This window comes from Achromobacter sp. D10, from assembly GCF_035282245.1.
Taxonomy (GTDB): Bacteria; Pseudomonadota; Gammaproteobacteria; order Burkholderiales; family Burkholderiaceae_B; genus Achromobacter; species Achromobacter insolitus.
Genome location: NZ_JAYJLE010000001.1, coordinates 494,282 through 520,680 on the forward strand (window position 1 = coordinate 494,282; position 26,399 = coordinate 520,680).

22 protein-coding genes are annotated in these 26,399 nt (G+C 64.6%); 7 read left to right on the forward strand and 15 right to left on the reverse strand.

The annotated features are described in order from the left end of the window. Positions 1 to 18: 18 nt before the first annotated feature. The 7 genes from tssF to tssA form a co-directional block, all read right to left on the reverse strand. The gene (gene tssF / locus VCS63_RS02350; protein WP_308022051.1) at positions 19 to 1,923 is read right to left on the reverse strand and encodes a type VI secretion system baseplate subunit TssF; all 1,905 of its coding nucleotides are present in this window, start codon (positions 1,921 to 1,923) and stop codon (positions 19 to 21) included. Continuing rightward, a complete protein-coding gene (gene tssE, locus VCS63_RS02355; protein ID WP_063641536.1) occupies positions 1,923 to 2,474 on the reverse strand; it encodes a type VI secretion system baseplate subunit TssE in 552 nt (183 codons plus the stop codon). The genes tssF and tssE overlap by 1 nt, the downstream gene beginning before the upstream one ends. Beyond that, the gene (locus VCS63_RS02360; protein ID WP_063641537.1) at positions 2,474 to 3,289 is read right to left on the reverse strand and encodes a type VI secretion system accessory protein TagJ; all 816 of its coding nucleotides are present in this window, start codon (positions 3,287 to 3,289) and stop codon (positions 2,474 to 2,476) included. The genes tssE and VCS63_RS02360 overlap by 1 nt, the downstream gene beginning before the upstream one ends. A gap of 12 nt (positions 3,290 to 3,301) precedes the next feature. Further along, positions 3,302 to 3,769 carry an Hcp family type VI secretion system effector gene (locus tag VCS63_RS02365; protein ID WP_088607795.1) on the reverse strand — a complete coding sequence of 156 codons (468 nt, stop codon included), beginning with the start codon at positions 3,767 to 3,769 and terminating at the stop codon, positions 3,302 to 3,304. 71 nt (positions 3,770 to 3,840) lie between these two features. Then, positions 3,841 to 5,343, reverse strand: coding sequence for a type VI secretion system contractile sheath large subunit (gene tssC / locus VCS63_RS02370; RefSeq protein ID WP_042795940.1), 1,503 nt, complete (start codon positions 5,341 to 5,343; stop codon positions 3,841 to 3,843). Positions 5,344 to 5,374: 31 nt separating this feature from the next. Continuing rightward, the gene (gene tssB, locus VCS63_RS02375; protein WP_042795939.1) at positions 5,375 to 5,920 is read right to left on the reverse strand and encodes a type VI secretion system contractile sheath small subunit; all 546 of its coding nucleotides are present in this window, start codon (positions 5,918 to 5,920) and stop codon (positions 5,375 to 5,377) included. Between the two features lie 39 nt (positions 5,921 to 5,959). Then, entirely contained in the window at positions 5,960 to 7,009 is a 1,050-nt protein-coding gene (tssA, locus tag VCS63_RS02380) for a type VI secretion system protein TssA (protein ID WP_416379182.1), read from the reverse strand. Positions 7,010 to 7,535: 526 nt separating this feature from the next. Between tssA and VCS63_RS02385 the strand changes: the two genes are divergently transcribed. Genes VCS63_RS02385 through VCS63_RS02405 form a run of 5 tightly spaced genes read left to right on the forward strand, consistent with a single transcriptional unit; the run spans position 7,536 to position 14,448 of the window. Then, positions 7,536 to 9,923 carry a type VI secretion system Vgr family protein gene (locus VCS63_RS02385; protein ID WP_323878150.1) on the forward strand — a complete coding sequence of 796 codons (2,388 nt, stop codon included), beginning with the start codon at positions 7,536 to 7,538 and terminating at the stop codon, positions 9,921 to 9,923. Positions 9,924 to 9,930: 7 nt separating this feature from the next. Then, positions 9,931 to 10,335, forward strand: a complete 405-nt coding sequence (locus VCS63_RS02390) for a hypothetical protein (RefSeq protein WP_301879107.1) — start codon at positions 9,931 to 9,933, stop codon at positions 10,333 to 10,335. A gap of 2 nt (positions 10,336 to 10,337) precedes the next feature. Then, complete coding sequence (locus VCS63_RS02395; protein ID WP_323878152.1) at positions 10,338 to 12,965, forward strand: DUF2169 family type VI secretion system accessory protein; 2,628 nt, start codon at positions 10,338 to 10,340, stop codon at positions 12,963 to 12,965. Next, positions 12,962 to 14,020 carry a pentapeptide repeat-containing protein gene (locus tag VCS63_RS02400; RefSeq protein ID WP_323878153.1) on the forward strand — a complete coding sequence of 353 codons (1,059 nt, stop codon included), beginning with the start codon at positions 12,962 to 12,964 and terminating at the stop codon, positions 14,018 to 14,020. Before VCS63_RS02395 ends, VCS63_RS02400 begins: the two co-directional genes overlap by 4 nt. Positions 14,021 to 14,064: 44 nt before the next feature. Then, on the forward strand, positions 14,065 to 14,448 hold the full coding sequence (locus VCS63_RS02405; RefSeq protein ID WP_042795933.1) for a DUF4150 domain-containing protein: 384 nt from the start codon (positions 14,065 to 14,067) through the stop codon (positions 14,446 to 14,448). 15 nt (positions 14,449 to 14,463) lie between these two features. Here the strand turns inward: VCS63_RS02405 and ccsB are convergent, their stop codons facing one another. The 3 genes from ccsB to VCS63_RS02420 all read right to left on the reverse strand — a co-directional run bounded on the left by ccsB (position 14,464) and on the right by VCS63_RS02420 (position 18,738). Next, positions 14,464 to 15,831 carry a c-type cytochrome biogenesis protein CcsB gene (ccsB, locus tag VCS63_RS02410; protein ID WP_042795932.1) on the reverse strand — a complete coding sequence of 456 codons (1,368 nt, stop codon included), beginning with the start codon at positions 15,829 to 15,831 and terminating at the stop codon, positions 14,464 to 14,466. Between the two features lie 8 nt (positions 15,832 to 15,839). Continuing rightward, positions 15,840 to 17,918, reverse strand: a complete 2,079-nt coding sequence (locus VCS63_RS02415; protein ID WP_323878155.1) for a cytochrome c biogenesis protein ResB — start codon at positions 17,916 to 17,918, stop codon at positions 15,840 to 15,842. 118 nt (positions 17,919 to 18,036) lie between these two features. Beyond that, complete coding sequence (locus VCS63_RS02420; protein WP_042797483.1) at positions 18,037 to 18,738, reverse strand: c-type cytochrome; 702 nt, start codon at positions 18,736 to 18,738, stop codon at positions 18,037 to 18,039. A gap of 241 nt (positions 18,739 to 18,979) precedes the next feature. Between VCS63_RS02420 and yihA the strand changes: the two genes are divergently transcribed. Beyond that, positions 18,980 to 19,603: a ribosome biogenesis GTP-binding protein YihA/YsxC gene (yihA, locus tag VCS63_RS02425; RefSeq protein WP_042795930.1), complete on the forward strand. Its 624-nt coding sequence runs from the start codon at positions 18,980 to 18,982 to the stop codon at positions 19,601 to 19,603. Then, positions 19,600 to 20,616: a porphobilinogen synthase gene (hemB, locus tag VCS63_RS02430; protein WP_323878157.1), complete on the forward strand. Its 1,017-nt coding sequence runs from the start codon at positions 19,600 to 19,602 to the stop codon at positions 20,614 to 20,616. Before yihA ends, hemB begins: the two co-directional genes overlap by 4 nt. Before the next feature lie 57 nt (positions 20,617 to 20,673). Here hemB and VCS63_RS02435 read toward each other — a convergent pair whose 3' ends face one another. The 5 genes from VCS63_RS02435 to VCS63_RS02455 form a co-directional block, all read right to left on the reverse strand. Continuing rightward, positions 20,674 to 21,558, reverse strand: a complete 885-nt coding sequence (locus tag VCS63_RS02435) for a DMT family transporter (protein ID WP_042797482.1) — start codon at positions 21,556 to 21,558, stop codon at positions 20,674 to 20,676. A gap of 138 nt (positions 21,559 to 21,696) precedes the next feature. Next, on the reverse strand, positions 21,697 to 22,407 hold the full coding sequence (locus tag VCS63_RS02440) for an ABC transporter ATP-binding protein (protein WP_063641544.1): 711 nt from the start codon (positions 22,405 to 22,407) through the stop codon (positions 21,697 to 21,699). Between the two features lie 35 nt (positions 22,408 to 22,442). Beyond that, on the reverse strand, positions 22,443 to 24,212 hold the full coding sequence (locus VCS63_RS02445) for an ABC transporter permease subunit (protein WP_063961640.1): 1,770 nt from the start codon (positions 24,210 to 24,212) through the stop codon (positions 22,443 to 22,445). Further along, positions 24,209 to 25,132, reverse strand: a complete 924-nt coding sequence (locus VCS63_RS02450; protein ID WP_042795927.1) for a branched-chain amino acid ABC transporter permease — start codon at positions 25,130 to 25,132, stop codon at positions 24,209 to 24,211. The genes VCS63_RS02445 and VCS63_RS02450 overlap by 4 nt, the downstream gene beginning before the upstream one ends. Before the next feature lie 32 nt (positions 25,133 to 25,164). Further along, positions 25,165 to 26,352 carry an ABC transporter substrate-binding protein gene (locus tag VCS63_RS02455; protein ID WP_112966784.1) on the reverse strand — a complete coding sequence of 396 codons (1,188 nt, stop codon included), beginning with the start codon at positions 26,350 to 26,352 and terminating at the stop codon, positions 25,165 to 25,167. Between the last annotated feature and the right edge of the window lie 47 nt (positions 26,353 to 26,399).

Sequence of the window (26,399 nt, forward strand, 5' to 3'; positions counted from 1 at the left end):
TGCTTGGCGAACGCTGGCCTAGACCACGGGCCGACGCCCCATGCGGGGTCGGTAGCGGGCTATCTCGCCACGCTGCAAGGTCGAAAGGACCAGCTCCGACATCAAGTTGATCGATACATGGCGCGCGAAAAACTGCTCCAGCACGGCGCCAAACAGATAGGGGCTGATGCCCGAAAAAGCGGCCTCGTCCACCTGCAAGGCGATGCGAACGCCCCGCCCATGAACGATGGGGCCGGGCACGGGCAGGCGGTGATGCACGGGCGTCGCACTGACATGCCGAAGCCCGGAGATATGACGGCGCACCGCGGGTTCCGCCAAGTGGCCGTAGACGTGCAGCATTTCGCGCAAGGTCTGGGCCCCCTGCTCCGCATCCAGATCGGTCAGGCTGAGGTAATTCAGCCCCAGGTGGCTGATCAGATGCCAGGTAGCGGCATTCTCCGCCAGCGCCGCGCGCGGCCGCGTAGGCCCATGCAGCACCTTTACCGCGCGTACCGGCGCCGACACGCGCAAGGTCATGTCGGTATCACCGCCCAGCGGCAACAGCAGCGCCAGGTCCCGGTTCGTGCACAAGGTTTCCAAGGTCAAGTGGCGCAGATCGCCGGAGAACGGTGCCTCCTGCCTGTCCACCAACGACAGGAACACCTCGCTGCCCAGGTAGCTGCTACGAGTACCGTTGCGTTGCGCCGTGTCGGACACCAGCCGCGGTTCGCGGCGCATGGAAAAATATGCGCCATGTTCGTCCGGATCGCTGCCCAGCGACCCGTAGAACGGCCGGAACTCCTGCTCCTGGCGCTGGGCGGAAGCATGTCCCGCGACGCGCGTCACGCCGTAGACCTCGTAGTCCAGCGGACGGCTGCGGTCGATTACCACGTGGTACTCGGCGGTCCGGGGCGTTACCGCCACCCGGTCCGCCCGCTTGGCGAACAGGTTAATCACCGGAGCGCAATGCAGCGCCAGGTTGGCGGCCGATATCGCACCTTCCAGTTCCGGCGCCGCCATCGAAAACAGGAGGGTCAGGTCGAACGCGCGGGTCTCGCGCTGCGCGCCCTGCGGCATCGCAGGAGTGCGCAAGCCTTGCTTCAACCCGTTAACGCTGAAGAAAAGATAGCGCTGCGCGAACGCGAAATACTCCTGCAGCAGGCGATAACCCTGGAACACCCGGGCATCGCCCGGCAACAGAGCCTGGTCATCGGCAAAGCCTTCGTGGCGCACCGCGCTTGCGGCCAGCCTATTGATCCAGCCGACTGGGCGCGCGGTGTCGTGACCCAGTACCGCCACGGTGTGGCCCATCACGACTTCCAATAGGCGCTGCATCTGCAGGTCCTGCCCATTCAAGTGGAAGACCAGCTGATCCAGGTCCAGGTCCTCCAGCCGCTGCCCCCCGCAGACCTCTATCCGGATGCGCAGCGCGCTCAGCACGCGCGCGGCCCGCCCCGTGAGGCCCAATCGCGCCAGCGGCAGATCCTGCGGCGCCGCAGTGAACTCCGCCTGCGTGACCTGCAGGGGCCACAGGCGCACGGCGTGGCCAGTCGTAAAGTCGCAGGGCGTCTGCTCGCCACGCGCCACGCGGCCGCGCAGCAGCGTACCGCGAGGCAGCTCGAACCCTCCCGCCAGTGTTCCCTCGTTCATGCTGGGGGAGAACTGCACGATGGCCATGGCCGGCGTGGGCGCCAGGTAATTGGGATACACCACCTCCAGCAGCCGCTGCGAAAAACGCGGAAACTCGGCATCCATCTTCATGTGGATGCGGGCGGTCAGAAAGCTGAAGCCCTCGAGCAAGCGCTCGACGTAAGGATCGGCCACTTCAGTGGCGTTCATGCCCAATCGGCCCGCCACCTTGGGATGAGCCTGAGCAAACTCCGCGCCCAGTTCCCGCAGATAGACCAGCTCCCGGTTGTAATAATCCAGCAAACGGTCGTCCATCAGGCACCACCCAGATCGCGCAGATCCATGTGGCCGCTCTCCAGGTCGATATCCGTGCGGAACAGGAACTCGAGCGGCTGCGGCACGCACCACAGCATGCCGCGTATTTCCAGGCTCAGTACGTTGTGATGCTCCAGCGTGCCCGCATCCGACACGCAACGCACTTCGACCGATGAATCCAGGATGCGCGGCTCGAAGGCGGATATCGCTTCGCGGATCGACTCTTCGACATCGATCCAGTCGATCTCCGACATGCGCTTGCCCGCCATGGCGCGCACACCGAAATTGAGCGTCGAGGTGGCCACGGGCCGATGCGCCGACAGGTCCTGGGACGCCTGCAAGTTGACGGTATTGAGTAGCCAGCGCAGGTCCCGCAGCACGGCCGCGCGCAGCGCCTCATGCGTCAGCATGGCGTTTTCCCGCGGCTCCTCGCGCTTGGCGGGATCGTTGTCCATCAGGCGATCCAGCAGCGACGGCTGCAGGCGGTCCCGCGCGGCGCGCTGGCCACGCGACAGCGGCTCCCAAGCGCCGGGACGATCAGCGTGGCCCATTACGCCAGCTCCAGGCTACGGACCTCGAGCAGTGCAGTTTCCGCGGCATCGGTCAGCCACATTTTCTGCCCCACGCCCGCATAGGTGTCGCCATGCAAGGCGCGCCAGTCGGTCGTCCTGCCCAGCTTGGCCGAGTCCGGCAGTTCGGCCATGCGGGCGCCCGGCGCCGCCGGATAGCGCGCCGGCACCAGCCCCTGCCGCACCCGCCCGTCATCCAGCTCGATCTCGGCTTGCGCCCAGATCAAGTCGCACAGGCCCTCGGGCGCGAGCAAACGGACGCGCTTGAGTGCGGCGAAGGGCAGCCAGACGTAACGTCCTCCGGCCAGGAACTCGAATACCGGCCCGAGGCGGCTGTCCGCATCGCAGATCCACTGGAACGGCTGCGCGGCTTCCTGCGTAGCCACCTCCAGCGCACCCCCCCGCGCACTGGCGTCCTCAAAGGCCTTGCCACGCAGTTCCGCGGCTTGAGCCGGCGACGTCCCATCCAGGCGCAGCGCCGATATCATGGCTCGCAACCAATCGCACGGTTCGTCCAGCAGAGCGGGTTCAGCCTGTCCGCCAAGCACGGATTCGCGCTCGCGTTCCGCCGCGATGGCGCTGGCGTAGAGCACCTGCGTCGGACGGGCCTGCGCATTGAGATGCCCGCAGACGTTGAGTTGCTCGGCCGCGCGCGCCCAATCGCCTTGCACCGCCAGCAGCTGGAACAGCTGGGCGCGCAGGTCCGCGTCGGCGGGCTGCCGGCGCACCTGCGCCTGCAGCTCGTCCAACTGGCCGGCCAGGCTCAATGCGCCGAAAGGAACGGCAGCGATGGACATGGGCGCCCCGTCCTAGCCCACTTCCTTGTTCTGCTTGATGTCCCAGGCCACCAGGCTTTCGGCGCCCTTGCCGCCCTTGTCGGTCTGCTCCCAGTACTGCTGCTTGACCTTGGCCGCCTGGAAGGCAAAGTTCACCACCACGCCTTCGGCGCTGCGGTCGCCGGAAATCTGCACCGACGACACCAGCACGTCCTCCAGCGTGATCTTGGAATACTCGATCTGCTCGCCGCCCGCCTTGCACATGGACAACTCGATCTTGCTGAGATGCTTGCCGCTGGCGCAGTGCTTCATCACGGCCGGCGCAGCCTTGTCGATCCGCGCCACCACGTGCAGGTCGTTGAAGCTGGCCTTGCCCGCGCCCAGGCCGCCGCCGCTGGCCAGGTTGCCTGGCTGAGTGGCTCCCCACGAGAAGGACACAATGTCGGTCCAGTCTTTGTGGTTGGCGTCCTTGGATTCGCCATTGGCTCCATCGATTTTCATGAACATGTCCACTGCCACATCTGTCTCCTGGAGTTATGGGGCGCGGTCGCACCCCGACTTGTCAGCTCCACTCAGCCTTCGTTCTGTTTGAGCGAGGGCAGCTTGGAAACCAGCCGCAGCGACACCGTCAGCCCTTCCAGCTGATAGTGCGGCCGCAAGAAAAATTTGGCGGAGTAATAGCCCGGGTTGTCCTCGATCTCCTGCACCTGCACCTCGGCGGCGGCCAGCGGCTTGCGCGCCTTGGTTTCCTGGGAAGAGTTCACCGGATCGCCGTCGACGTAATTCATGATCCAGTCGTTCAACCAGCGCTCCATGTCGTCGCGCTCGCGGAACGAACCGATCTTGTCGCGCACGATGCACTTCAGGTAGTGGGCGAAGCGGCAGCATGCAAACAGGTAGGGCAGGCGCGCGGCGAGCTTGGCGTTGGCCGAGGCATCAGCCTCGTAATAGTCATGCGGTTTTTGCAGCGACTGCGCGCCGATGAAGGCGGCAAAATCGGAGTTCTTCCGGTGCACCAGCGGCATGAAACCGTTCTTGGCCAGCTCGGCTTCGCGCCGGTCGCTGATGGCGATCTCGGTCGGACACTTCAGGTCCACGCCACCGTCATCCGTGGGAAAGCTATGGCACGGCAGGTTCTCCACGGCGCCGCCCGACTCCACGCCACGGATCGAGGTGCACCAACCGTACAGCTTGAACGAGCGGTTCACGTTGGCCGCCATGGCATACGCGGAATTGGTCCAGGTGTAGCGATCGTGGTTCGCGCCGTCGGTGTCTTCCTCGAAGTCGAACTCGTCCACAGGATTGGTCCGCGCGCCATAAGGCAGCCGGGCCAGGAATCGCGGCATCGCCAAACCGATGTAGCGGGAATCTTCCGACTCCCGCAGGCTGCGCCAAGCCGCGTACTCGGTGTTGGTGAATATCTTGGTCAAGTCGCGCGGGTTGGCGAGCTCCTGCCAGGAATCCATCTGCATCACGTTGGGCGAAGCGCCCGCAATGAAGGGGCAATGCGCAGCCGAAGATATCTTGGCAATTTCTCCCAGCAGCTCTACGTCGGGCGGGCTGTGATCGAAGTAATAATCGCCGACCAGGCAGCCGATGGGCTCTCCGCCGAACTGGCCGTACTCTTCCTCATACACACGCTTGAAGATGGGGCTCTGGTCCCAGCCCACGCCCTTGTGCCGTTTAAGCGTGCGGCCCAGTTCCGCCTTGGACATGCACATCACGCGGATCTTCAGGAGTTCGTCGGTTTCTGTGTTGGTGACGAGGTAATGCAGGCCGCGCCACGCCCCCTCCAACTGCTGGAAATCGGGGTGATGCATCACGCGATTGATCTGCTCCGACATCTTTCGATCGATCTCGGCGATGATGGCCTGGATGGTGCGATAGGCGTCCGAGGACAGGCCGACGCCGCTGTTCTCCAGCGCCTGGTGCGCCAGCGTGCGCACGGCATGTTCCACTGCCTCCTGCGCCTGCTCGGTCTTGGGCTTGAATTCCTTCTTCAGCAGGGCGGACAAGTCATCCGCCTGCAAGGTCTCGACAGCGCGCGCGTCGGCGCGTTTGGCCACTGCGGTCATGGCATTCTCCGAAAATCGATTCGAGCGGATATCAGGCGGCCGGATCCGGGGCGTCGGATGCCCGCGTTTCCTCTTGCGGCTTCGGCGCGGCCGCCAGCGCGTTCATCAGCGCCGGATTCTTGAGCACGCTGCCGATCAGTTCCTCGGCCCCGGTCTTGCCGTCCATGTAGGTCAGCAGATTGGCCAGCTGTGTGCGCGCGCTGAGCAGTTCATTCAGCGCCCCGACCTTTCTGGCAACGGTGGCGGGAGAAAAATCGTCGATGCTCTCGAACGTGATATCCACGTTCAGATTGCCTTCGCCGGTCAGCGTGTTGGGTACCTGGAACGCCGCGCGCGGCTGGATGGAGCGCATGCGTTCATCGAAGTTATCGATATCGATGTCCAGGAACTTGCGCTCGCCCACGTCCGGCTGCGGCGTTTCGGACTTGCCGGCCAGATCCGCCAGCACGCCCATCACGAACGGCAGCTGAATCTTGCGCTCCGCGCCGTAGATCTCCACGTCGTACTCGATCTGCACCCGCGGCGCGCGGTTTCTTGCGATGAACTTCTGGCCGCTTCCCTTCAGGCTGGTCGCCATGGTGTCGTCTCCTCTTGTTGGTGCGGCGGCTGGCCCGCCTCAGGGTTCCTGCCGGTTTGCTTCCGCCCGCGGCAACCACGCCTCGAACTGCTCCAGGCCTTGGGGCGCCAGATTCCTGATGATGTCGTGAAAGCTCATCGGTATGAGCTGCTGGGCGCGGCGGATGAGATATGGCGCTGGATGGCCGGGCTCATTGGCCTCGAAGTACGCGCACACCTTGGACAGCATCGCCACGGCCTCGTCGCGTGACTGGATGGGCAGGTCCTGCCTGCGCCCCGGTCCGCCCGCCGTTGCAGCGGCCTGCGCGCCCGCTGCGGGCGGGTCTTCCGCCCGAGCTTCGTCCGCGAGGGGTTCCGCGGGCTGTGCAGGGTGCGAGGCCCGCGTCGCGTCCAACACGAGATCCAGGGTGCGCAGCATGGCGGCGTAATCCGGCGTCCACGACGCACCCAGTTTGTCCGTCACGAGCTTCTGCATGCGCCGCAGCGCTTCGGCCGCGGACTGCAACGCGTGCACATCCGTGTTGCCTTGCGCCCAGGCCTGGCGCAAGCGTTCCACCAGGCGAGGCCGTCCGCCCGGATAGGCATCGGCATCCTGGCGGCTGCCATCGAGCAAAGCTTCGGTATCGCGCAGGCTCAGTTGTCCGTGCACGCCACTGACCAGGCTGGCCGAGCGCACGCTGCGCGCGCAGCCTTGCATGTCGCCAAAGGCGGCCAGCGCGTTCATGCGGGGCATGGGGTCGTTTTCGCCGACGCTGTCCAACCGGGGATGCACTGGCTCCCAATAGCGCTCCAGGGTGTCCACGGCCAGCGCGAGACCATCGCTGTAGCCTGGCAGGCCGCGGATTTCGGTCCAGGCCGAGGTCAATAGGGCGATGATGCGCAGATCACGGGTGCGCTCCAGCAGCGCGCGCGCCAGGCGTTCCACCTCGCGCCAGTCAGGCGGCTGCGCGGCAATGATGGTCGAGCCGAACTGCTGTTCGTCGCGGCCCGCCGCGGCTTGCTGCAGCTGCAGGAAGTCGGCGTCGTATTCGAGGTCTTCCCCGCAGGGCAGACGTGAATCGAGTGTATTGAGGATGTCGGCGAATTCCATAGTCATCACTTAAATGCCTGCTGGGATGCTGCCTGGATACAACCACTACGCTCCGCGCTGCTTCACGGAAGGGTGAATTCTAGGCATGTCTTTCCGCATGCAACGGCAACCTAACAACTCCAGATTTTTCTTACAGATAGCTAACACCCGAGTAAACAATTGAACACTTGTCTCCCTGCTGCATTGATTTTTAGACACAGACCTTACGGAATCGGCCGCGACACGGAAGGACTGTTACCGAAGCGTAAAAAACACAAAAGCATGTGATTGCGCTTCTCGCGCGCTTTGCGCGCTGCCTAAAATCGGCGCTCACGCTGGCGGCAGACCGGCGCGCTACAGACTCAGAGACAGAATTCCCCGGTGGCAGACCCGCTCGTGACGAGCCCTTGCCCACCCTTTGCAAGCGGCCCCATCGCGTGGCCTTTCATCCCATTGCAGTCATCGCGACGCGCCCTGCGCGCCCGCGCGGAAATCCAAAGCAGCACACGCAGCAACAGGCGAAGCATTCTCATAAGGAGACGGTGAGATGGACCGCAACGTGCCGAGCGAACGTGTCGTCAAGGCGCATACGCCCCTGCCGCCCGAGGCTCTGAAGTTCCGCGCCATGCATGGCGCCGAAAGCCTTTCGCAGCTGTTCGAGCTGGAGATCGAATTGGTCTCGGAGTCCTATTCACTGGACATGAAATCCCTGCTGGGAAAGCCGCTGACGCTGGAGATCGAAACGGGCGCCGCCAAGCCGCGCTATCTCGGCGGACACATTACGCGCTGCGTGCTGGTGGGCCGCGAGAACAACACCTCGCGCTACACGATCTACCGCGCCACGGTGCGGCCCTGGCTCTGGTACCTGACCCAGACCTCGGACAACAAGATATTCCAGAACAAGAACGTGCCCGACGTCATTCGTGAAGTGCTGAAGGACTATAACTACCCCGTCGAGTTCAAGCTGGTGGACAGCTACCGCAACTGGGAATACTGCGTTCAGTATCAGGAGACCGACTATGCCTTCATCAGCCGCTTGATGGAGCATGAAGGCATCTACTTCTGGTTCAAGCACGATAAAGGCAAGCACACGCTGGTACTCACCGACGACATCACGCAGCACGAACCTGTCGCCGGCTACGAGCAGATCCCCTACTACGGGCCCGACCGCATCACCATCCCGCGCGAAGACCATGTCTACAAGTGGGAAGTGGCCGAACAGATCACGCCCGGCGCATTCGCCACCACCGACTACCACCCGCTCACGCCCGCGGCCAGCCTGGAAGCGCGCCGCAACAATCCCGGCGCGCATGACCACGGCGACCTGGAGATGTATGAATGGCAAGGCGGCTACACCAACCCCGATGACGCGGAGCATTACACGCGCGTGCGGCTCGAGGACCTGCAATGCAGGAAGGAACAAAACACGGGCGGCTCCAATGCCCGCGGGCTGGCCACGGGACACCTCTTCACGCTGCGCAATCATCCGCGCCAGGCCGAGAACCGCGAGTATCTCGTCGTCAGCACCTACTACAGGATCCGTGAAACAGGCTACGCCAGCGGCCAGCCCGATCCGGGAGATTTCGACCTGGAGTTCGTGGTGCTGCCATCCAGCACGCAATTCCGCGCGCCACGCGTTACCCCCATCCCCCGCACCCATGGCCCGCAGACCGCGACCGTGGTGGGCAAGGAAGGCGAAGAAATCTGGACCGACAAGATGGGGCGCGTCAAAGTGCAGTTCCATTGGGACCGCTATGGCAAGAAGGATGAGAACAGCTCGTGCTGGGTGCGGGTTTCCAGCCCGTGGGCTGGTGGCGGATTTGGCGGCATCCAGCTGCCGCGCGTGCGCGACGAAGTGATCGTCGACTTCATCGGTGGCCAGCCGGACCGCCCTATCGTGATCGGTCGTGTCTTCAATGCCAACAATCTGCCACCTTGGGATCTGCCGGACAACGCCACGCAAAGCGGCTTTCTGAGCCGTTCCAAGAGCGGCACGCCCGCGACGGCGAATGCGCTCATGTTCGAAGACAAAAGCGGCAGTGAACGCATCTGGCTGCACGCTGAGCGTGAACTGTGCACCGAAGTGGAAGCCAACGAATTCCACTCGACGGACGAGAACCGCACCACCACCATCGGCGACAACGACACTACCAAGATTGGCGGCAACCGCGACATCAAGGTCACCGGCACCGACAATCTGCGCGTGGAAAAGCGGCGCGACGTCTTCGTCAAGGGACACGAGGAATACACCGTCAAGGCATCTCGCACCGTCAATGTGAAAGACGGCCTGATGGATGAGAAGTTCGACAACGGCTTGAAGACCACGGTCGCAGCCAAGGGCGAGGAACGCGAGATCACCGGCCTCTTCAAGGAAACGCTGAAGAACGGCGAACAGGTCTACGTGAACGAGGGCGATTCGCTGCACCACGTGAAGACGGGCGCGCTGACCGAAAAGGCCAAGGGCAAGGTCGAACTGCTTTCGACCGACGCGAACATGGACGTCAAGGCCAAGACCGCGATGTGGGTGGAATCCGAAACCTCCACCATGGATCTCAAGGCCAAGGGCAAGATAGACATGGAGTCCGTGGGATCCACCGTGCTGGTCAAAGCGGACGGCAACATAACGTTGAAGACACCCGCCGACGTCGTGATGGACGCGGCCAACGTCAAGGATCTTTCCAAGGAAAGCTGGCTGCAGGCCACGCCGTTCTCCATAGGCCTCGCGGTGGCCAAAGCGGAGTTCGGCATGCACCGCCTGGCCTTGTTCCGCACGACGGTCATGCTGAACATCTCCTTCACCAACTACGCCATGGTCAGCAGCATCGGCCAGATGGTGTCCTACCGCACCACGGGCGCCAGTTATCAGTTCGACGCCGTCGCCGCGGAAAAGGTCGGCCTGGGTGCGTCGATGGTTGGCCTCTGGAGCATCATCTGAGACCCTCATGTCCGACTTCTTCGATGCATGGCCAAGCTGGGCAAAGTGGGTATGGCTGGGCTTGCTGCTATCCCTGGCGCAGGCAGCGTATATGTTGTGGCGCGAGCGCCAGCGGCGCGCGGCGGGACGCCGGGACGTGCAGCGGCAGGATGCCGTGCGCGCCCACGGCGTCGCCAGCACGGCGCTCGTGACCGCTGCGCGCGACACGCGGCGCCGCATCGGCGATACGCTCTACTTCATCGTCGAACTGGACCTGGAAGTCGCTGCAACCAGCGCCACGCCCGCTCTCTCACCCACGCTCAGCGTCCCGCTATCGCCGCTGCACCTTGCCGATTTCAGCGCAGGCAAGACCATCCAGGTGCGCGTCGATCCGGCAAGCCGTGAAGTCGCCGTGGACCAGGCCACGGGATAGCCATGAAGACCATCAAGCCGTTCCGCCTGGGAGTGCTGACTCGTCCCTACCGCTGGCAACGCCGCGACGTGTTGGGCGTGGCGGTGTTCGCGCTGGTCGACATTGGCCGCACGCCCATGCTGCTCATGGACCAGGAGCTCTGGAAACTGGCTGGAGCCGAGGCCGGCGGTCTGCTGGACCTGGCCACGCCCAAGCTTTGTCCGGAAGTGCTCGTCTCGGGCCACGCTTATCCGCATGATCCGGCCCACCCCGGCGCCTGTGCGGTACGCCTGAAGGTCGGCGCAATCGACAAGTCGCTGCTGGTATTCGGCGACCGCTACTGGGTAGACGGCAAGGCCTCCGACCCGCAGCCCTTCGATCGCATGCGCCTGGACTGGCGGCATGCTTACGGCGGCCCGAGCTGCACCGACAATCCGCTAGGCATTGGCGCGCAGGACGAAGACATCAACGGCGTGCGCGTGCGCCGGCTACCCAATATCGAAAGCCCGCATGAGCGCATTGCTTCGCCCGCTCAGCGCGTGGCTCCCGCCGGCTTCACGGCCTTGCCCATGGACAGCCCGCAACGAGCTGCGCGGCTAGGCCGCCAGTATGGCCAGCAATGGCTGGAGCATGACTTCCCGGGGTTCGCGTCCGACATGGACTGGCGCTTCTTCAATGCCGCGCCCCCCGATCAATGGGGCGCTCCCAACGCGGCGCTGGCTGGCGGCATGGAATACGAATTGTGGAACATGCATCCCGACCAGCCGCTGCAACGCGGCCGTCTGCCCGATTGGCACGCCCGTTGTTTCGTCAGCCGCCAAGCGGATGGCAGCGCACTTGAAGAAGTCGCATTGCGCCTCACCACGGCCTGGTTCTTTCCCGAGCGCAATCAGCTCGCGCTGATCTGGCACGGCGCGCTGCCGGTGCTCGAAGACGATGCAGCCGACATCCTCTACATGATGCCGGCACTGGAACATGCGGGCCAGGCGCGCGATGCGGCGCACTATCAAAGGGTGCTGGAACAGCGCCTTGATCCCGATCTCGGCGCCGTCTACGCCCTGCATGACGCTCAGCTGGTGCCGGAAGACATCTGCGGCGAACTGCCGCAAGCCGCAATGGAAGCCGTTGCCCAGCGCCCCTCGCAGCGCAACCTTTATGCCGGCGCCGCGCGGCGGCATGCCCGAGAGCGCGAATCCCTGCTCGCCCAGGGCCTGGATCCCGACTTGTACATGGCGCCGCTAGAACCGCCGCCTCAAGCGCCACGGCTGTCCGACCTGCCCAACACGATCCAGCGCATGCAACAGGAACTGGAGGAGGCCAAGCGCCTGTCCGGAGGCACCGCCGCCAGGGCGCTGGCCGATCCCAACCTGCCATCCATGGCCGAAGTCTCGGGTGTCGACATCGACGCGCTGCGCAAGCTGGACAATGACGGCAAACTTCCGGCGGGTTTCGATCCCCGCGTGGTGAAGCGGCACATTGCCGACTTTGACGCCAATCCTCATACACAGGCCAAGCGAGCCGGGCAGAATGGCGACGGCGCGCCGCCTCCGCTCAGCGAAACGCTGGCCCCGCAAGTGCATCAGGCCTATCAGCAATCGGCGCACCAGTTCGCGCCGCCCCCGCCCATGCCACCGCTGCGTGCGCGGCGCACCCGCATGAAGCTGGAAGCGCGGCTGAAGGGCAACCGGGACTGCCGGGACATGAACCTGACCGGCGCGGACCTGAGCGGCCTGGACCTTTCCGGCGCCGACTTCCAGCGCGCCATTCTGGCGGGCGCCAGGCTTGTGGACGCGCGGCTGGATGGCAGCAACCTTACCGATGCCGTGCTGGCGGGCGCCGACCTGACGCGCGCCAGCCTGCGCGGCGCCAATATGTCGCGCGCCAACCTGGGACGCACGCAATGCTTCCAGACGGACTTCAGCGAAAGCCGGATTGCGGAGACCATCTGGGACCATGCAAGCTGCGAGGCATGCAGCTTTGCCGGCAGCACGTGGCGGCTCGGACGATTGAACCAGGCACGCCTGCGAGGCTGCGATCTGCGCGGCGCATCGTTCGAACAATGGGCCGCGATGACGGCAGTCTTCGAAGACTGCCGCTTTCACGACGCGCGGTTGAATCAATGCGTGTTCATGCAGGGAACAATCGCGAACGCCGACTTTTCCCGCGCGGACCTGCAGCGCGTGAGCTTCATGGATGTGGAGTTTTCCGGCCGCTTCAGCCTGGAGAACGCCACGCTCGATGGCTGTGCCTTCGCCGGCCGCGTCGAGCTTGCCGGGGCATGCCTGCGTGGCATGCAGTTCAAAGTGGGCAGCATGCGCGGCGCAATGCTCGATCGGGCAGACATGCGCGGCGCGCAGCTCGCGGCGAGCGACTTCTCGAACTGCCGCTTGCGGGAGGCCGACCTTACCGGCGCGGCCGCCCCCGACACGCACTTCGTGCGCACCGATTTCTCGGGCGCGCGCCTGCGCAACGCCAACTTGATCAACAGCTTGCTCGGCAAGGCCGTCTTGCTGCGCGCCGACCTGACGGGCGCCAACCTCTTTCGCGCGGATGTCGCGCAAGCGCAGATGGACGGCAGCACCGGGCTGCACGACGCCTACGTCCAGGGCGCCAAGCTCTGGCCTGCCCGGCAGCCGGAGAACGCCTCATGAAGCGGGATCAATTGCTGGACCAGGTACGCCATGGCGAACCGATAGCGCACGTCAGCCTGGCCGGCCAAGACTTGCGCGGACTGGATCTCGCGGGCGCATTTTTCGACCAGGTGGATTTGAGCGGCGCCAAGCTAAGCGATTGCCAGTTGCAGGACAGTCAATTCCTCAACTGCGTGCTGACCGGCCTGGACGCCGCGGGCGCCAACCTGGACACGGCGCGGTTGTTCCGCTGCCAGGCCCGCGGCGCCGTGCTGGATGGCAGCCATGCCCATGGCATCAGCTTCACCGAATGCGATCTGAGCCGGGCCAGTCTGGATCAGGCCGAGCTGAGGGAAGCATCCTTCAACTCCACCGCGCTCGAAGAAGCCTGCTTTCGAGCTGCGCGCCTGGAGCGCTCGGTATTCTCGCGCAGCGCCTTGGCGCGCGCCGACCTATCTCGGGCGTGGATGAGCTTCACCCTGTTTCACCAGTTGGACCTGCGCAGCGTCGTGCTGGCAGGCGCCAACGCGGAGAGCACCATGTTCATCGAATGCAATCTGGCGGCGCAGGACTTTGCCTCGCAAGCGTACCCGCTCTGCCATTTCGCCGACTGTCAGCTGGATGCGGCGGACTTCCGCAATGCAGATCTGCGGCAGGCCGGATTCAAGGGTGCATCGTTGCGCGGCGCGCGGTTTGCCGGCGCCTCCGCGCAACAGGCGCTGTTCCCGCAAGCGGATCTGAGCGGCGCCGACCTGCAGGGCGGCCGCTTCGACGGCTCCATCTGGGCCGAGGCGACCCTGGACGACGCGTCCCTGCGCGGCGCCAGCCTGTCGCTGTGCATTTTTCAGCGCGCGCGTTGCGCCAACACCGATTTCCGCGGCGCCAACCTGACCGACGCCGACTTTTCGCTGGCCGACCTGGGCCAGGCCGACCTGCGCGACGCCACCTTCCAACGCACGCGCATGCATCGCGCATTGACCCAAGGCACGCGCTGGACGCAGCGCCACGGCATTATCGAAAACGACGCCCCCCTGCTTGAGGCCGAACTCTGGTCGGCCGGGCGCGCCCCCACCTGACCTCGCGCGGCATCGCCGCCCCCTTTTTGCGCAAGGAGATAAACATGCTCGCTGTCTGCCAGTTGCCCAGCCTGGCCGTGGGCGTTCCAGACGTCTGCAAGACCCCCGTGCCGCCGATCCCGCATATCGACACGGCAACCTCGGCCATGGGCATTCCCGTGGTCTGGAACGTATGGTTGATGGCGGCGCCCGTGCACAACATGGCAACGCTGATACCCGTGACGCTGGGCGATACTGCCGGCGTGGGCGGCGGACTGATTTCGCAGACCTTCATGGGCCAGTCACGCTACATGACGGGCGCGTTCACCATGCTGGTACGCGGCGCGCCCATCGTTCGCATGACCAGCCTGACCCTGCAGAACACCATCAATGCGCCCGGCTTCAAGGCCTATTCGCCACAGCCCGTCATGGTGGTCCTGACGACCTGAACAGGCTGTGCGCAACTACAGTTCGCCGTAGGAGTGCAGCCCCGACAGGAACATGTTCACGCCCAGGAAGGCAAAGCCCGTGATAAGCAGGCCCATCAGTGCCCAGTAGGCCGCCATGGTGCCGCGCAAGCCCTTGATCAGGCGCATGTGCAGCCAGGCCGCGTAGTTGAGCCAGACGATCAGCGCCCAGGTTTCCTTCGGATCCCATTGCCAGTACGCACCCCAGGCGTCAGCCGCCCACAGCGCGCCCAGGATCGTAGCGACGGTGAAAAACGCGAAGCCGATCGCGATGGCGCGATACATGATGTCGTCCAGCACTTCCAGCGAGGGCAGTGCCGCGGCGATGCGGCGGCGCCCCAGCAGGATCGCGCCGACGATCACCGCGCCCACACCGAAATACAGCATCCAGGTGGCCGACAGGCCGTCGGTGCGAAACACCATGGGCTCGGCGCACAGCAGCACGCCCAGCACGAACAACGGCGCCAGCTTGGCCCACGACGTGGTCTGCCCGTGCTGCTTGATCAGATAGGCAAAGCCCACCATCGCCGCCAGCGAGAAAGTGCCGTAGCCGATGAAGTTGGCCGGAACGTGCAGTTTCATCCACCAGCTCTTGAGCGCCGGCACCAACGGCTGGATCTGCCCGGCGTCGCGCGTGAACGAATACCACAGCAGGAAAACCACCGCCGACGTGACCACCAGCAACACGAAGCCGCCCAGCGCGCGCGTCGCGTACTTGCGTTCGTAATAGAGATAGAACAGTGCCGTGATCAGCGCAAAGAGCACGAACACTTCATACAGGTTACTGACCGGGATGTGGCCCAGGTCCGGCCCCATCAAGTGCCCTTCGCGCCACCGCACCAGCAGACCGGTAACGCCGGCAAACACCGCGCCCCAGGTCAGGGCCGTGCCGAGCCACGCGGCGGTGGGGCTGAAGAAGCCGATCCAGTAGCAGGCCATGGCCAGTGCAAACAGCGCGCACATCCAGAGAATGGCCGATTGCGACGAGAACAGGTATTTCAGGAAGAAAACCTGCTCGGCCCGGGCCAGATCATTGCCGTACAGCATCAGCGCCAGTCCGGCCGCGATGGCACAGGCAACCATCAGGCGGCGCAGCGGGCGCCACAGCCAGCCCATCCAGGCCAGCACCGGCACGGTGCCGCACAGGATGATCTTCTCGTAATAGTCCATCGCGTTGCTGTAGCGGTTCAGGGCGAAGCCCGCGCCCACTGCCAGCAACAGGAAGAAGACAACGTCGGTCCAGTCGGGCCTGCCGCGCTGCGCGCGGCCGTCACCGGTTTCGGACAGGGCGTCCTGCCAGAGCTGATCCGGCGCGGCGGCCAGCGATTGCGGCGACGAGGGATGCGTAGTGGTCGTAGTGGACATAGGAAACCTTAAGACCTCTTCTGGCGCAGCAGCGCCTGCTTGAAGCGTTCAAACTCCTGGTTGAAGTCGAGTGTACGCTTCTGGGACGTCATGGCCGCCAGGACGCTGCTGCCGCCGTTTTGCGGCTTGATCCAGATCCAGATGCGGCGGTCTCGAATATAGAACATCGAGAACACGCCCAGGACCAGCAGCAGGCTGCCCAGGTAGACGGTGTTCTTGCCGGGCGTGCGGCTCACCTGGAATACGCTGGCTTGCACGTGCTTGAAATCGGCCAGCGACAGGAACACGGGCGCCGGATAGACGGTCAGGTCGGACAGCGCCGCCACCGCCAGGCGCGACCACACGGCGGCGCGCTCGCCCTCCGGGCCCTCGGTCGCCACGGCGGGCAGGCCGGCGCGCTCGCGCTCGATGGCACGCAATTCGTTCATGCTGGCGCCGATCAGGCGGATCACGACGTCGGCAGCCCGTTCCAGGTCTTGCGGCGGCGTATTGGCCTGCAGGAACGAGGCCACGGCTTGCAAGCCGCCGGAGGCAAAGGTTTCCAACGCGCGCTCCGCGGCCGTCTGCAGGGGTTGACGATCCGTCCCCGACGGGCTGTTGCGCTCGGCGAAGCGGCGCGCGGCTTCCTGGCGCGCCGCCGGATCGGCCAGGGTGGCCCGCAGCCGCATGAATTCGGCAATCGAACTATCGTCGTCCGCCGGAATGCGTAGATAGCGGAAGGGTTCGGAGGCATTGTTGCGCACGCCCGCCAGGAACACGCTGGCACCATCCAGCTCCACAGGCAGCATGTAGTTCTGGAATTCATGGGCCTGGCCGGCGTCGTCGATCAGCTTGTATTCGACACTGGGACCGACATTACGCAGGTTTTCGTTCTTCTTGCCTGCGGCGCTGCCGGAGACGGAAGCGACATGCTCGGCAAAGCTCTGATTGCCGCCCTTGGGAGCGCCGCCGGTGAGATCCTCTACGTTGATGGGGCGCAGCGCCGTGATTTCGACGCCCATGCTGCGCGCCCCGCGCGCGGTGTGAGCAGTTACTTCGCTGCTCTTGCCCACGGTGCCGTCCACTGCGAAAGTAGCGATTTCAGATCCTACTAGCGGATAGCCTTTCAGCGTTACCGTACTGCCGCCGTCGTCGAAACTGGACTGGTAGACGGTCATGCCCTTGAAGCGCAGCGGCTCGTTGACCTCGATGGTGGAATCGAAGGTCTTGCCCGTATCCGGATCAGTGACCTCCACCTCGCTGGCGAAACGGCTGGGCATGCCGGTGGAGTAATAGTCCACCACGAATTTCTTGAGCTTGAGCGTGAAGGGCATCGGCTGGACCAGCGCGCCGTCGCCCACCATCACGACCGCCGTGCTGGCCTGCCCGCCCTCAGGCACCAGCACACTGGCGCGGAAGCTCGGATTGTCGACCGACAGGCGGCCGCTTTCCGGGACTTCCGAAATCAGCATGTTTTCGACGATGGGCTTCTTACCGCCGAACATGACCTGCAAGCGCACCGGCAGTTCGCTGTCCAGCAGGCCCCCAATACAGATGATGACCATGGCCGCGTGGGCAAACACGTAGCCCAGCCGGTTGGCGCTGCCTTTCTTGGCCGCCAGCAGCACCCCGTCCGCATCCTGGCGTTCGCGCACGGCATAGCCCAGCCGGCCCAGCAGGGACTTCAGGCCAGCGGCCGTCTGTGGCACGTCGGTGGGCTCGTCGGTTTCCACCCGGTGCGGGAAGGCGCGCAGGCTGCTGGCGCGCACATGTTCGCGGAACGAGCGCGCATCGCGCAGCATCTTGGGCGCGTTGCGGATCAGGCAGACCGAAGTCGACACGACCAGGAACCCCATGATCAGCAGGAACCACCAGCTGTTGTAGACATGCCAGATCGAGAACTTGTCGAACACCTCGAACCAAAACGGACCGAACTGATCGATGTAATTGTTGGACGAGCGGTTCTGCTGCAACACCGTTCCTACCAGGCTCGCCACGCAGATGAACATCAGCAGGCTGACGGCAAAACGCATCGAACCCAGCAATTCGAAGAAATCGCCGGGCAAGCTGCGCAAGGAGGGACGGGAGTGTGTACGGGTCGAATTCATGAAAAAAGGGGGGCCGCGCTATCGGCTACCCCCCTCATAGACAGCGCGCGGCGGAACGAGGTTCCGCTGCGCTAAGTTTGCAGAACGCGGACCAGCCGCGCGCGTGGCGGGCTTGCGCCTACCGCAGGCCGGCGGCGTAGTCCGACACGGCCTTGATGTCGGCGTCCGACATGCGGTCCGCGATGGCGAACATCACGTCGTTCTTACGGTCGCCACTGCGGAACAGCTTCAGCTGTTCTTCGATATACATGGGGAACTGGCCCGACAGCCGGGGGTACTGGCTGGGGATGCCAGCGCCATTGGCAGAATGGCACGAGGCGCATGCCGGAACCTTGCGATCCGGCAAGCCGCCGCGCCAGATCTTTTGACCCAGATCAACAAGCTTCTCCTGGCCGGCCGTGGCGGGCTCCTTGAGCGGCTGTTGCGCCAGGTACAGCGCGATGTTCTGCATGTCGGCGGGCGTCAGGTTCTGCGCCATGGCCGTCATCGGGGTGGGATTGCCGCCGGCACCGTTGCGCACCGGCAACTTGGCGCCGGGCTTGACCTGGAAGTCCGCCAACTGCTTGGCCAAGTACTCATGGGACTGCGCGGCCAGGTTGGGATTCACCGGGATGGTGCTATTGCCCGCCGCGCCATGACAGGACGCACAGGCGATGATGCCTCTGGCCGCATCACCCTGGTCAAACAGCTGTCCGCCCTTGGCGGCATCAGGTTTTACCGGGCCCGCAGCGCCTTCGGCGGCGAAACTCGTAGTAGATAAGGCGGAGGCGCCGAGCAACAGCCCGCTCGCAACCAACATCCGGGACAGCACACGCTTCATGAAGACCTCGACGATCGCATCGATCAAGGCGCAAAAAGGCGCCCACGCCTGCCCGCACACCCTGGAATACCGTATCGAACCTGTTTTGCCTTCCTGCCTGCGATGTTGCTGCGAACTTGCCGGATAAAGCGTTCAGCAAGCTAAACAGTAAGCAAAAAAGACGGCTCCGCGCACGGGGACCACTGTTGCAAACGCCGGATTATACAATAGGGCTCGAAACCAACCGTATCCAAAGCCACCCGTGTCCCTCCTACATCGCGCCTCTTTCCTCACTTCCGCGGCTCGCCTCGACCAGCTGCCGGCCGCCGGCGCTCCCGAGGTCTGCTTCGTCGGCCGCTCCAACGCCGGCAAGTCCACGGCCATCAACGTGCTGTGCAACCAGCGCCGCCTTGCCTTTTCGAGCAAGACGCCAGGCCGCACGCGCCTGATCAATATGTTCAGCCTGCCCGACCCGCTGGACCCGGAAGGCCACATCGGCTATCTCGTCGACCTGCCCGGCTACGGCTACGCCTCCGTGGCCCGCGACGAAAAGGAAAAGTGGGCCGACATCCTGGGCGGCTACCTGCGCGACCGCGAATCGCTGGCCGGCATCGTGCTGCTCATCGACATCCGCCGCGGCGTCACCGAACTGGACCGCCGCCTCGCCAATTTCATCGCGCCCACCGGACGCCCGGTACTGGCCCTCCTGACCAAAGCCGACAAGCTGCCCTATGGCCAGCGCGTGCGCACGGTGTTTTCCGTGCGCAAGGATCTGGCCGATATTGGCGCCCTGCACACCATCCCCTTCTCTGCGCCGGAACGCATCGGCCTGGAAGAGGCTGGCGCGCACATAGAAAACTGGATTTCTCCCAAGGTCGTACCATGAACCCGCAGATCATCTCCCCTGAATTCCCGGTATCCCGCCCGCGCCGCCTGCGCCGCGACGACTTCACCCGCCGCCTGGTGCGCGAGAACGCCCTGACGGTCAACGATCTGATCTACCCCGTGTTCGTGGCCGAAGGAACCGGCCTGCAGCAAGCCGTGCCGTCCCTGCCGAGCGTGGTGCGCTATTCGCTGGATACGCTACTGCCCGTGGCGCAGGAATGCGTCGACCTGGGCATTCCCGTGCTGGCGCTCTTTCCCGCCATCGATCCCTCGCTCAAGACGCCCGACGGCATCGAAGCCACCAATCCCGACGGCCTGATCCCCCGCGTAGTGCGCGAACTGAAGGCCCATGTGCCCGAGCTTGGCATCCTGTGCGACGTGGCGCTGGATCCCTACACCAGCCACGGCCAGGACGGCGTCATCGACGACAACGGCTACGTCATCAACGAAGCCACCGTCGAGATCCTGGTCAAGCAGGCGCTCACTCAAGCCGCCGCCGGCGTCGACATGGTCGCCCCCAGCGACATGATGGACGGTCGCATCGGCGCCGTGCGCCGCGCGCTGGAGGCCAACGGCCATATCCACACGCAGATCATGGCTTACTCAGCCAAATACGCCAGCGCCTTCTATGGCCCCTTCCGCGACGCCGTGGGCTCGGCCACCAACCTGGGCAAGTCCAACAAGATGGCCTACCAGATGGACCCGGGCAACCTCGACGAAGCCCTGCGCGAAGTCGCGGCCGACCTGCAGGAAGGCGCCGACATGGTCATGGTCAAGCCGGGCATGCCCTACCTGGACGTGCTGCGTCGGGTCAAGGACACGTTCCGCGTGCCCACCTTCGCCTACCAGGTCAGCGGCGAATACGCCATGATCAAGGCCGCTGCCGCCAATGGCTGGCTGGACCACGACAAGGTCATGATGGAAGCCCTGCTGGCATTCAAACGCGCTGGCGCCGATGGCATCCTGACCTACTTCGCGATCGAAGCCGCGAAGCTGTTGAAGAGCCAGCGCTAAACGTTCGCGGCGTCGCGGGTCGGGCCGGCACGGGCCACCCGCGATGCGTAGCGTGGATCAAGTCTTCGCGGCCGCATTGCGGCCCGCCACGGGCGCCCCCCGGCGTAATCCCAGCCAGGTTCCGGCCAGCACGCAGGCCAACCCCGCGACGTGCGTCAGCGTGACGTGCTCGTCAAGGAACAGCGCCGCAAACAGCAGGCCGAAGATCGGCAGCCAGTTCACGAACAAGGCGGCGCGGCTGATGCCCAGGCGGGCGATCCCGGCATTCCAGACAATGTTGCTGACCCCGGAGGCGATCACGGCCGAGAACAGCAGCACCAGCCACGGCCACCACGTCATCTGCCAGGTATCACCCTGGTAGGACGCCGGCGTCAGGGCCGCATGCACCACCAGCATCAACCCGCCGGCCAGGTACATGTACCAGAGCATGCCCAACGGATCCATGCTGCGCGACATGCGCTGGATCACCAGACCGCCGCACACGAACACCAGCACGGCCACGAACACGATGGCGTCGCCCCAGCCCGTCAGGCCGATCCGCGCGCCGCTGCCGACGACCACCATGCCTACGCCCAAGAGACCCAGCAAGGCGCCGGAAATGCGCACCAACGTCAGTTTCTCGCGATAGAAGATCGCCGCCAGCAACGCCGACAGCAAAGGACTGGTCGCCATGATGAGCGTACCGTTGGCGGCCGAGGACACCCGCAGGCCCGTTACCAGCGCCATTTGGTGCGCGTACACGACCAGGAAGCCCGCCAACGCCACCCAGCCGAGCTCCGCGCCGCCCAGCCGGGGGATGCGGCCACGGCGCGCCTTGATGATGAGGGTGACGGTAATGAACGCGATGACGATGCGCACGGCGGCCAGCGCCTGCACATCCATATGCAGCGTCAGGTACTTGACCGACACGATGTTCAGGCCCCATGTGGCCATGACGAACATCAATTGAAGATAGATAAGACCTGTGCGGTCCTGGCTTGCATCAACTGTCGGGGACGTCACGGGCGCCGGCCTGGAGGGAGGATTGGATGCGCCGCCCACGCGGCGCCGTGGACATGGTATCGCGCCTGGGTCCGGGACTCAATGCGCGCCGAGGTAGGCCGCCCGGACGTTCGGATCGCGCAGCAGTTCAGCGCCCGAGCCGCTCAACGTAATGCGCCCGGTTTCCAGCACATACGCCCGATCGGCCACACCCAGCGCCTGGTTGGCCATTTGCTCCACCAGCACGATGGTCAGGCCGTCGTCGCGCAGCTTGCAGATCGCGGCAAAGATGTCCTGCACGATCAGGGGCGCCAGGCCCAGCGAAGGCTCGTCCAGGCACAGGAGTCGCGGCTCGCTCATCAGGGCGCGCGCCATCGCCAGCATCTGCTGCTCGCCGCCGGACAGCGTGCCTGCCAGCTGATCGCGCCGTTCGCGCAGCCTTGGGAACAGCCGATATCCGCGCTCCACGCCTTCGGCCACCGCCGCCGGGTCCCGACGCCGGATGTAGCCGCCCAGCACCAGGTTGTCGTAGACCGTCTGGTCCGCAAACACCCCCCGCCCTTCCGGCGACAGCGCCAGGCCCAGGCCCACGCGCTGATGCGCCGCCACCTGTGTAATGTCGCGCCCGTCAAAGGTCACGCGCCCACCCTGCAAGGGCTCCAACCCTGCCACCCCCTTAAGCAAGGTGCTTTTTCCCGCGCCATTGGCGCCGATGATGGTCACGATCTCGCCCGCGCGGATCTCCAGAGACACGTCGCGCACCGCCTGGATGGCGCCATACGAAATTTGCACGGATTCTAGTTTCAGCATCGTCTACGGCCTGTTCATACCTAATGACCTGGCGCTCAGGCCATGCCGGTCCCGAGATACGCCTCGATCACCCGTTTGTCCGCCTGCACTTGCGCCGGCTTCCCTTCGGCGATCTTGATGCCGTAGTCCAGCACTATCACGTGGTCGGAAATTGCCATTACCAGATCCATGTGATGCTCGACCATCAGCAGCGTAATGCCGCAGGACGCGCCAATGCGCACCAACAGCTGCCCGAGTTCCGCGGTCTCCTGGGGGTTCAAGCCCGCCGCCGGTTCGTCCAGCAGCAGCAAGGTCGGTTCCGTCGCCAAGGCGCGCGCCAGCTCCACCCGCCTTTGCAGGCCATAAGGCAGGCTGCCCGCTGGCGTATCCGCCAGATGCTCCAGGCCCACCATGCGCACCAGCCGGTATGCGTGCTCACGCGCGCGACGTTCCTCCGCGCGGGCGCCGCGCAGTCCCAGCAGCGACGCCCAGAAACCGTTTTTCATGCGGCTATGGCGACCCAGCAATACGTTGTCCAGCACCGACAGGTCGCCGAACAAGCGCAGGTTCTGGAAGCTGCGGCCGATACCCATCTTGCAAATGGCGTGCGGCCGCTCGCCCGCGATGTCCGTGCCCAGGAAGCGGACCACGCCCGCGTCCGGCAGCACCACGCCGCTGAGCATATTGATCAGCGTGCTCTTGCCCGCGCCGTTCGGTCCGATCAGCGCATGCACGTGGCCACGGCGCAAGCAGAACGAAATGTCCTGCGCCGGCTTTACGCCGCCATACGCCTTGCTCAAGCTCTCGACCACCAGCAGCAAGTCCTCCTGCGCCGGGGCGGCCGGCTTGGTCATGGCGGGTTCCGCCTCGCCCCCGCCTTGCGGCCGCGCATCCGCGACGCGGCGTGCACGCCGCGCAAACAATCCCATCACGCCACCCGGCATGAAGTACAGCGCGAAGAGCAACAACGCGCCATAAAAGAAGTGCTGCACCGATGGCCAGCGCGCCAGCATCGCATCGATGATGGTAAGCGCTATCGCCCCCACGGCCGGCCCCGCCTTCGAGCCCGCCCCACCGAACAACACCAGCAACAGAATGAAGATCGACAGGTTGAAGCCAATGAAATCCGAGTTGATGTACTGGTTCTGTTGCGCCACCAGCGCACCGGCAATGCCGCAGGTCACGGCCGCCACGACAAACGCGATGACCTTGGCGCGATACACCCGCACCCCGACGGAAGACGACGCGATCTCGTCGGCCTGCACCGACAGCAGCGCCCGGCCGAAGCGCCCTTCCAGCACGTTGCGCAGCAATAGCTGCGTCGCCACGCACAGCACCAACGCGAACCACACCCACTGCTGGTTGGTGAACGCATTCCCTCCCCAGGTCAGCGGCATGATGCCGAACAGACCCGACGGGCCGCCGAATACGTCCACCCATTCGGTGACGATCTTCTCCATGACGATGCCGAACGCCAGCGTCACCATGGCCAGATACGGCCCCTTGACGCGTAACGACGGCAACGCGATCAGCACACCGAACACGCCCGCCACCACCGGTGCCGCAGCCAGCGCCAGCCACGGATCCACCTGCCAGCGCGAGGTCAGCAGAGCTGCGGTATAGGCGCCAGCCGCAAACAGGCCCGCCTGTCCCAGCGACTTCTGGCCCGCATAGCCCACCAACACGTTCACACCCGCAGCGCACAAGTAATACACGCAAGCCATGAACACGATGCGAAGGTAGTAATCGTTGTCCACGAGCGCGGCGAAGGCCGCGAGCGCTGCCGCCAACGCTACGGTAATCAGGGTCTGCCCGTGCCGCGTCATACCTTCTCCACCAGGCGCTTGCCGAACAGGCCAGTGGGCTTGACCGCCAGCACCAGGATCACCAGGCCGAAGATCGCCACTTCGCGCCATTGCGACTGCCAGAGGTTCACATAGGACTCCAGCAACCCCAGCACGAAGCCGCCCAACACGCAGCCGCGCGGATTAGACAGGCCGCCTATCATCGCGCCCGAAAAGCCTTTAAGACCGATGGCCAGGCCCATGAAAATCGAAGCCGACGTGATCGGCGCGACCAGGAAGCCCGCAAGCCCGGCCAGCGCCGAACTGGCGAAGAAAGCACCGGTCATCACCGCATTCACATTGATGCCCATCAGATTGGCCACGGCGGGGTTCGCCGCCACGGCTCGCATTGCCTTGCCCAGAACGGTCCGGTTCATGACGCGGTCGAACAGCACCATCACGGCCACGGCCACCGCGAGCAGCAGCAATTCCTGGCTGCGCACGCCTGCGCCGAACACGCGGATCACCTCGTCGCCGAAAGGCGCCGGCACCGTGACGGGCGCGGGCCCCCACACCGCGAACGCGGCACTCTGCAGCAGGATGCCGAACCCGAGCGTACTCATGACCCATGCCATGCCCGGACGCGAGGCGAACGGCCGCACGCCGAACACGTAGAGCAGCACGCCCAGCAAGCCCATCACTACGACTGCCGCCAACCCGGCCAGTAGATATTCCCAGCCGTTCAGCGCAAGGCCCGTGAAGGCTGCGGTGGTGATCGGCTTGCCCGCAAACAGGAACAAGGCGCCTACCCCGATGAACGCACCCACGGACACGAACTCCCCATGCCCGAAGTTGAGCGTACGGGTGGTCGTGAACGTGATGCTGAAGCCCAGCGCCACCAGCGCATACGCGCCCCCCACGGCTAGCCCGCTGACGAGCGCCTGCAACAATGTCGCCAACATGACGGCCCCTTATCCCTGTCGCGTTCCTGCTTCTACTTGGCCACGGCGACAGTCACGTCGTCCGCGTAGGGAACCAGCTTGCCGTCCTGCCAATGCGCCCACTTGTAGTCGCTGACCAGCAGCGCGTCATGCACCGTGGCCGAGAACGGTTTGGTATAGGTTTTCATCGCGCCTTCGTAGGTACCCTGCAGGTTCTCCAGTGCCAGACGCACTTTGTCGCCATCGGTGGAGTTCGCCTGCTTGATCGCCATGCCCAACAGGTTCATGCCATCGTAGGCGTGGGCCAGGAAGCCGAAGGCGGTGGGCGAAGTCATCTTGGCCGACACGCGGTCATACAGCTTTTGCTGCGCGGGCGTGCGGTTGTCGGTGATGGTCCGCAGGAAGAAAGGCTTTTCGGACAGCGTCTTACCCGCGGTATCGTAGAAGGCGATGTTGTCCGCCGCCCACGAGGTCAGCGTCAGCGGAAACCAATTGATCTTCTCCATGCTCCGGAACACGTGAGCGATCGGCGTGCTCTGCGCCCAGATCACCACCGTGTCCACGCCGGCCGCTTTCAGCTTGTTCAGCTGCGAAGTCATGTCGGTGTCGGCCACGCCGAACTTTTCGACCGCCACGGCCTTGACGCCCTGCGCCGCGCCCACTTCCTCCAGGTCCTTGAGCGCGCTCTGACCATAGCCGGTGGTCTCGATCATGAAGCCCACGTTCTTGACCTTGGGGTTCTTCTTCAAGTAGCCGATCACGCCGTCCACCTGTTCGCGGTCCACCATGCCGACGCGGAACATGTAATTGTCCGCCCCGGCCCGCATGGGCTTGGTGATGTCCGTGCCGGAGCCGATGGCGCCCATGACGGGGATCTTCTTCTGGTTCGGAATGTGCTTCCAGGCCAATGCGTTGCCCGAGTTGGTCGGGCCCACGATGGCCACCACCTTCTCGTTATCGATCAAGTCCGCCATGTTCTGGATCGACTTGGGCGGCTGCGAAAGGTCATCGCGCACCACCAGCACCACCTTGCGGCCCAACAGGCCCCCGGCGGCATTGATGTCGTCGATGGCCGTGCGCAGCCCCAGCACGGCCGCCTGCCCGCTTTGCGCGGAAGGCGAAGCCGACAGATCGCCGTTAAAGCCGATCTTGATGTCCTGGGCGTAGGCCTGCGCGCCAAGGGCCAGCGCGCATAAGGCGGCCGCCTTGGACAAGGTGGAGAAAATCCCCGTTGCTTTCATCGTTGTCTCCTGTGTTTTTCAGATGTGCTGCACGTCGATGATTCTTC

Coding starts and splice junctions, on each gene's coding strand:
- tssE (WP_063641536.1), bottom strand. CDS start 2,474: ATGGGCCACGCTGATCGTCCCGGCGCTTGGGAGCCGCTGTCGCGTGGC.
- VCS63_RS02365 (WP_088607795.1), bottom strand. CDS start 3,769: ATGAAAATCGATGGAGCCAATGGCGAATCCAAGGACGCCAACCACAAA.
- VCS63_RS02405 (WP_042795933.1), top strand. CDS start 14,065: ATGCTCGCTGTCTGCCAGTTGCCCAGCCTGGCCGTGGGCGTTCCAGAC.
- VCS63_RS02435 (WP_042797482.1), bottom strand. CDS start 21,558: ATGTTCGTCATGGCCACATGGGGCCTGAACATCGTGTCGGTCAAGTAC.
- VCS63_RS02400 (WP_323878153.1), top strand. CDS start 12,962: ATGAAGCGGGATCAATTGCTGGACCAGGTACGCCATGGCGAACCGATA.
- VCS63_RS02455 (WP_112966784.1), bottom strand. CDS start 26,352: ATGAAAGCAACGGGGATTTTCTCCACCTTGTCCAAGGCGGCCGCCTTA.
- VCS63_RS02385 (WP_323878150.1), top strand. CDS start 7,536: ATGGACCGCAACGTGCCGAGCGAACGTGTCGTCAAGGCGCATACGCCC.
- VCS63_RS02390 (WP_301879107.1), top strand. CDS start 9,931: ATGTCCGACTTCTTCGATGCATGGCCAAGCTGGGCAAAGTGGGTATGG.
- VCS63_RS02420 (WP_042797483.1), bottom strand. CDS start 18,738: ATGAAGCGTGTGCTGTCCCGGATGTTGGTTGCGAGCGGGCTGTTGCTC.
- VCS63_RS02440 (WP_063641544.1), bottom strand. CDS start 22,407: ATGCTGAAACTAGAATCCGTGCAAATTTCGTATGGCGCCATCCAGGCG.
- VCS63_RS02450 (WP_042795927.1), bottom strand. CDS start 25,132: ATGTTGGCGACATTGTTGCAGGCGCTCGTCAGCGGGCTAGCCGTGGGG.
- tssC (WP_042795940.1), bottom strand. CDS start 5,343: ATGACCGCAGTGGCCAAACGCGCCGACGCGCGCGCTGTCGAGACCTTG.
- VCS63_RS02445 (WP_063961640.1), bottom strand. CDS start 24,212: ATGACGCGGCACGGGCAGACCCTGATTACCGTAGCGTTGGCGGCAGCG.
- tssA (WP_416379182.1), bottom strand. CDS start 7,009: ATGGAATTCGCCGACATCCTCAATACACTCGATTCACGTCTGCCCTGC.
- VCS63_RS02415 (WP_323878155.1), bottom strand. CDS start 17,918: ATGAATTCGACCCGTACACACTCCCGTCCCTCCTTGCGCAGCTTGCCC.
- ccsB (WP_042795932.1), bottom strand. CDS start 15,831: ATGTCCACTACGACCACTACGCATCCCTCGTCGCCGCAATCGCTGGCC.
- VCS63_RS02360 (WP_063641537.1), bottom strand. CDS start 3,289: ATGTCCATCGCTGCCGTTCCTTTCGGCGCATTGAGCCTGGCCGGCCAG.
- tssF (WP_308022051.1), bottom strand. CDS start 1,923: ATGGACGACCGTTTGCTGGATTATTACAACCGGGAGCTGGTCTATCTG.
- tssB (WP_042795939.1), bottom strand. CDS start 5,920: ATGGCGACCAGCCTGAAGGGAAGCGGCCAGAAGTTCATCGCAAGAAAC.
- VCS63_RS02395 (WP_323878152.1), top strand. CDS start 10,338: ATGAAGACCATCAAGCCGTTCCGCCTGGGAGTGCTGACTCGTCCCTAC.
- hemB (WP_323878157.1), top strand. CDS start 19,600: ATGAACCCGCAGATCATCTCCCCTGAATTCCCGGTATCCCGCCCGCGC.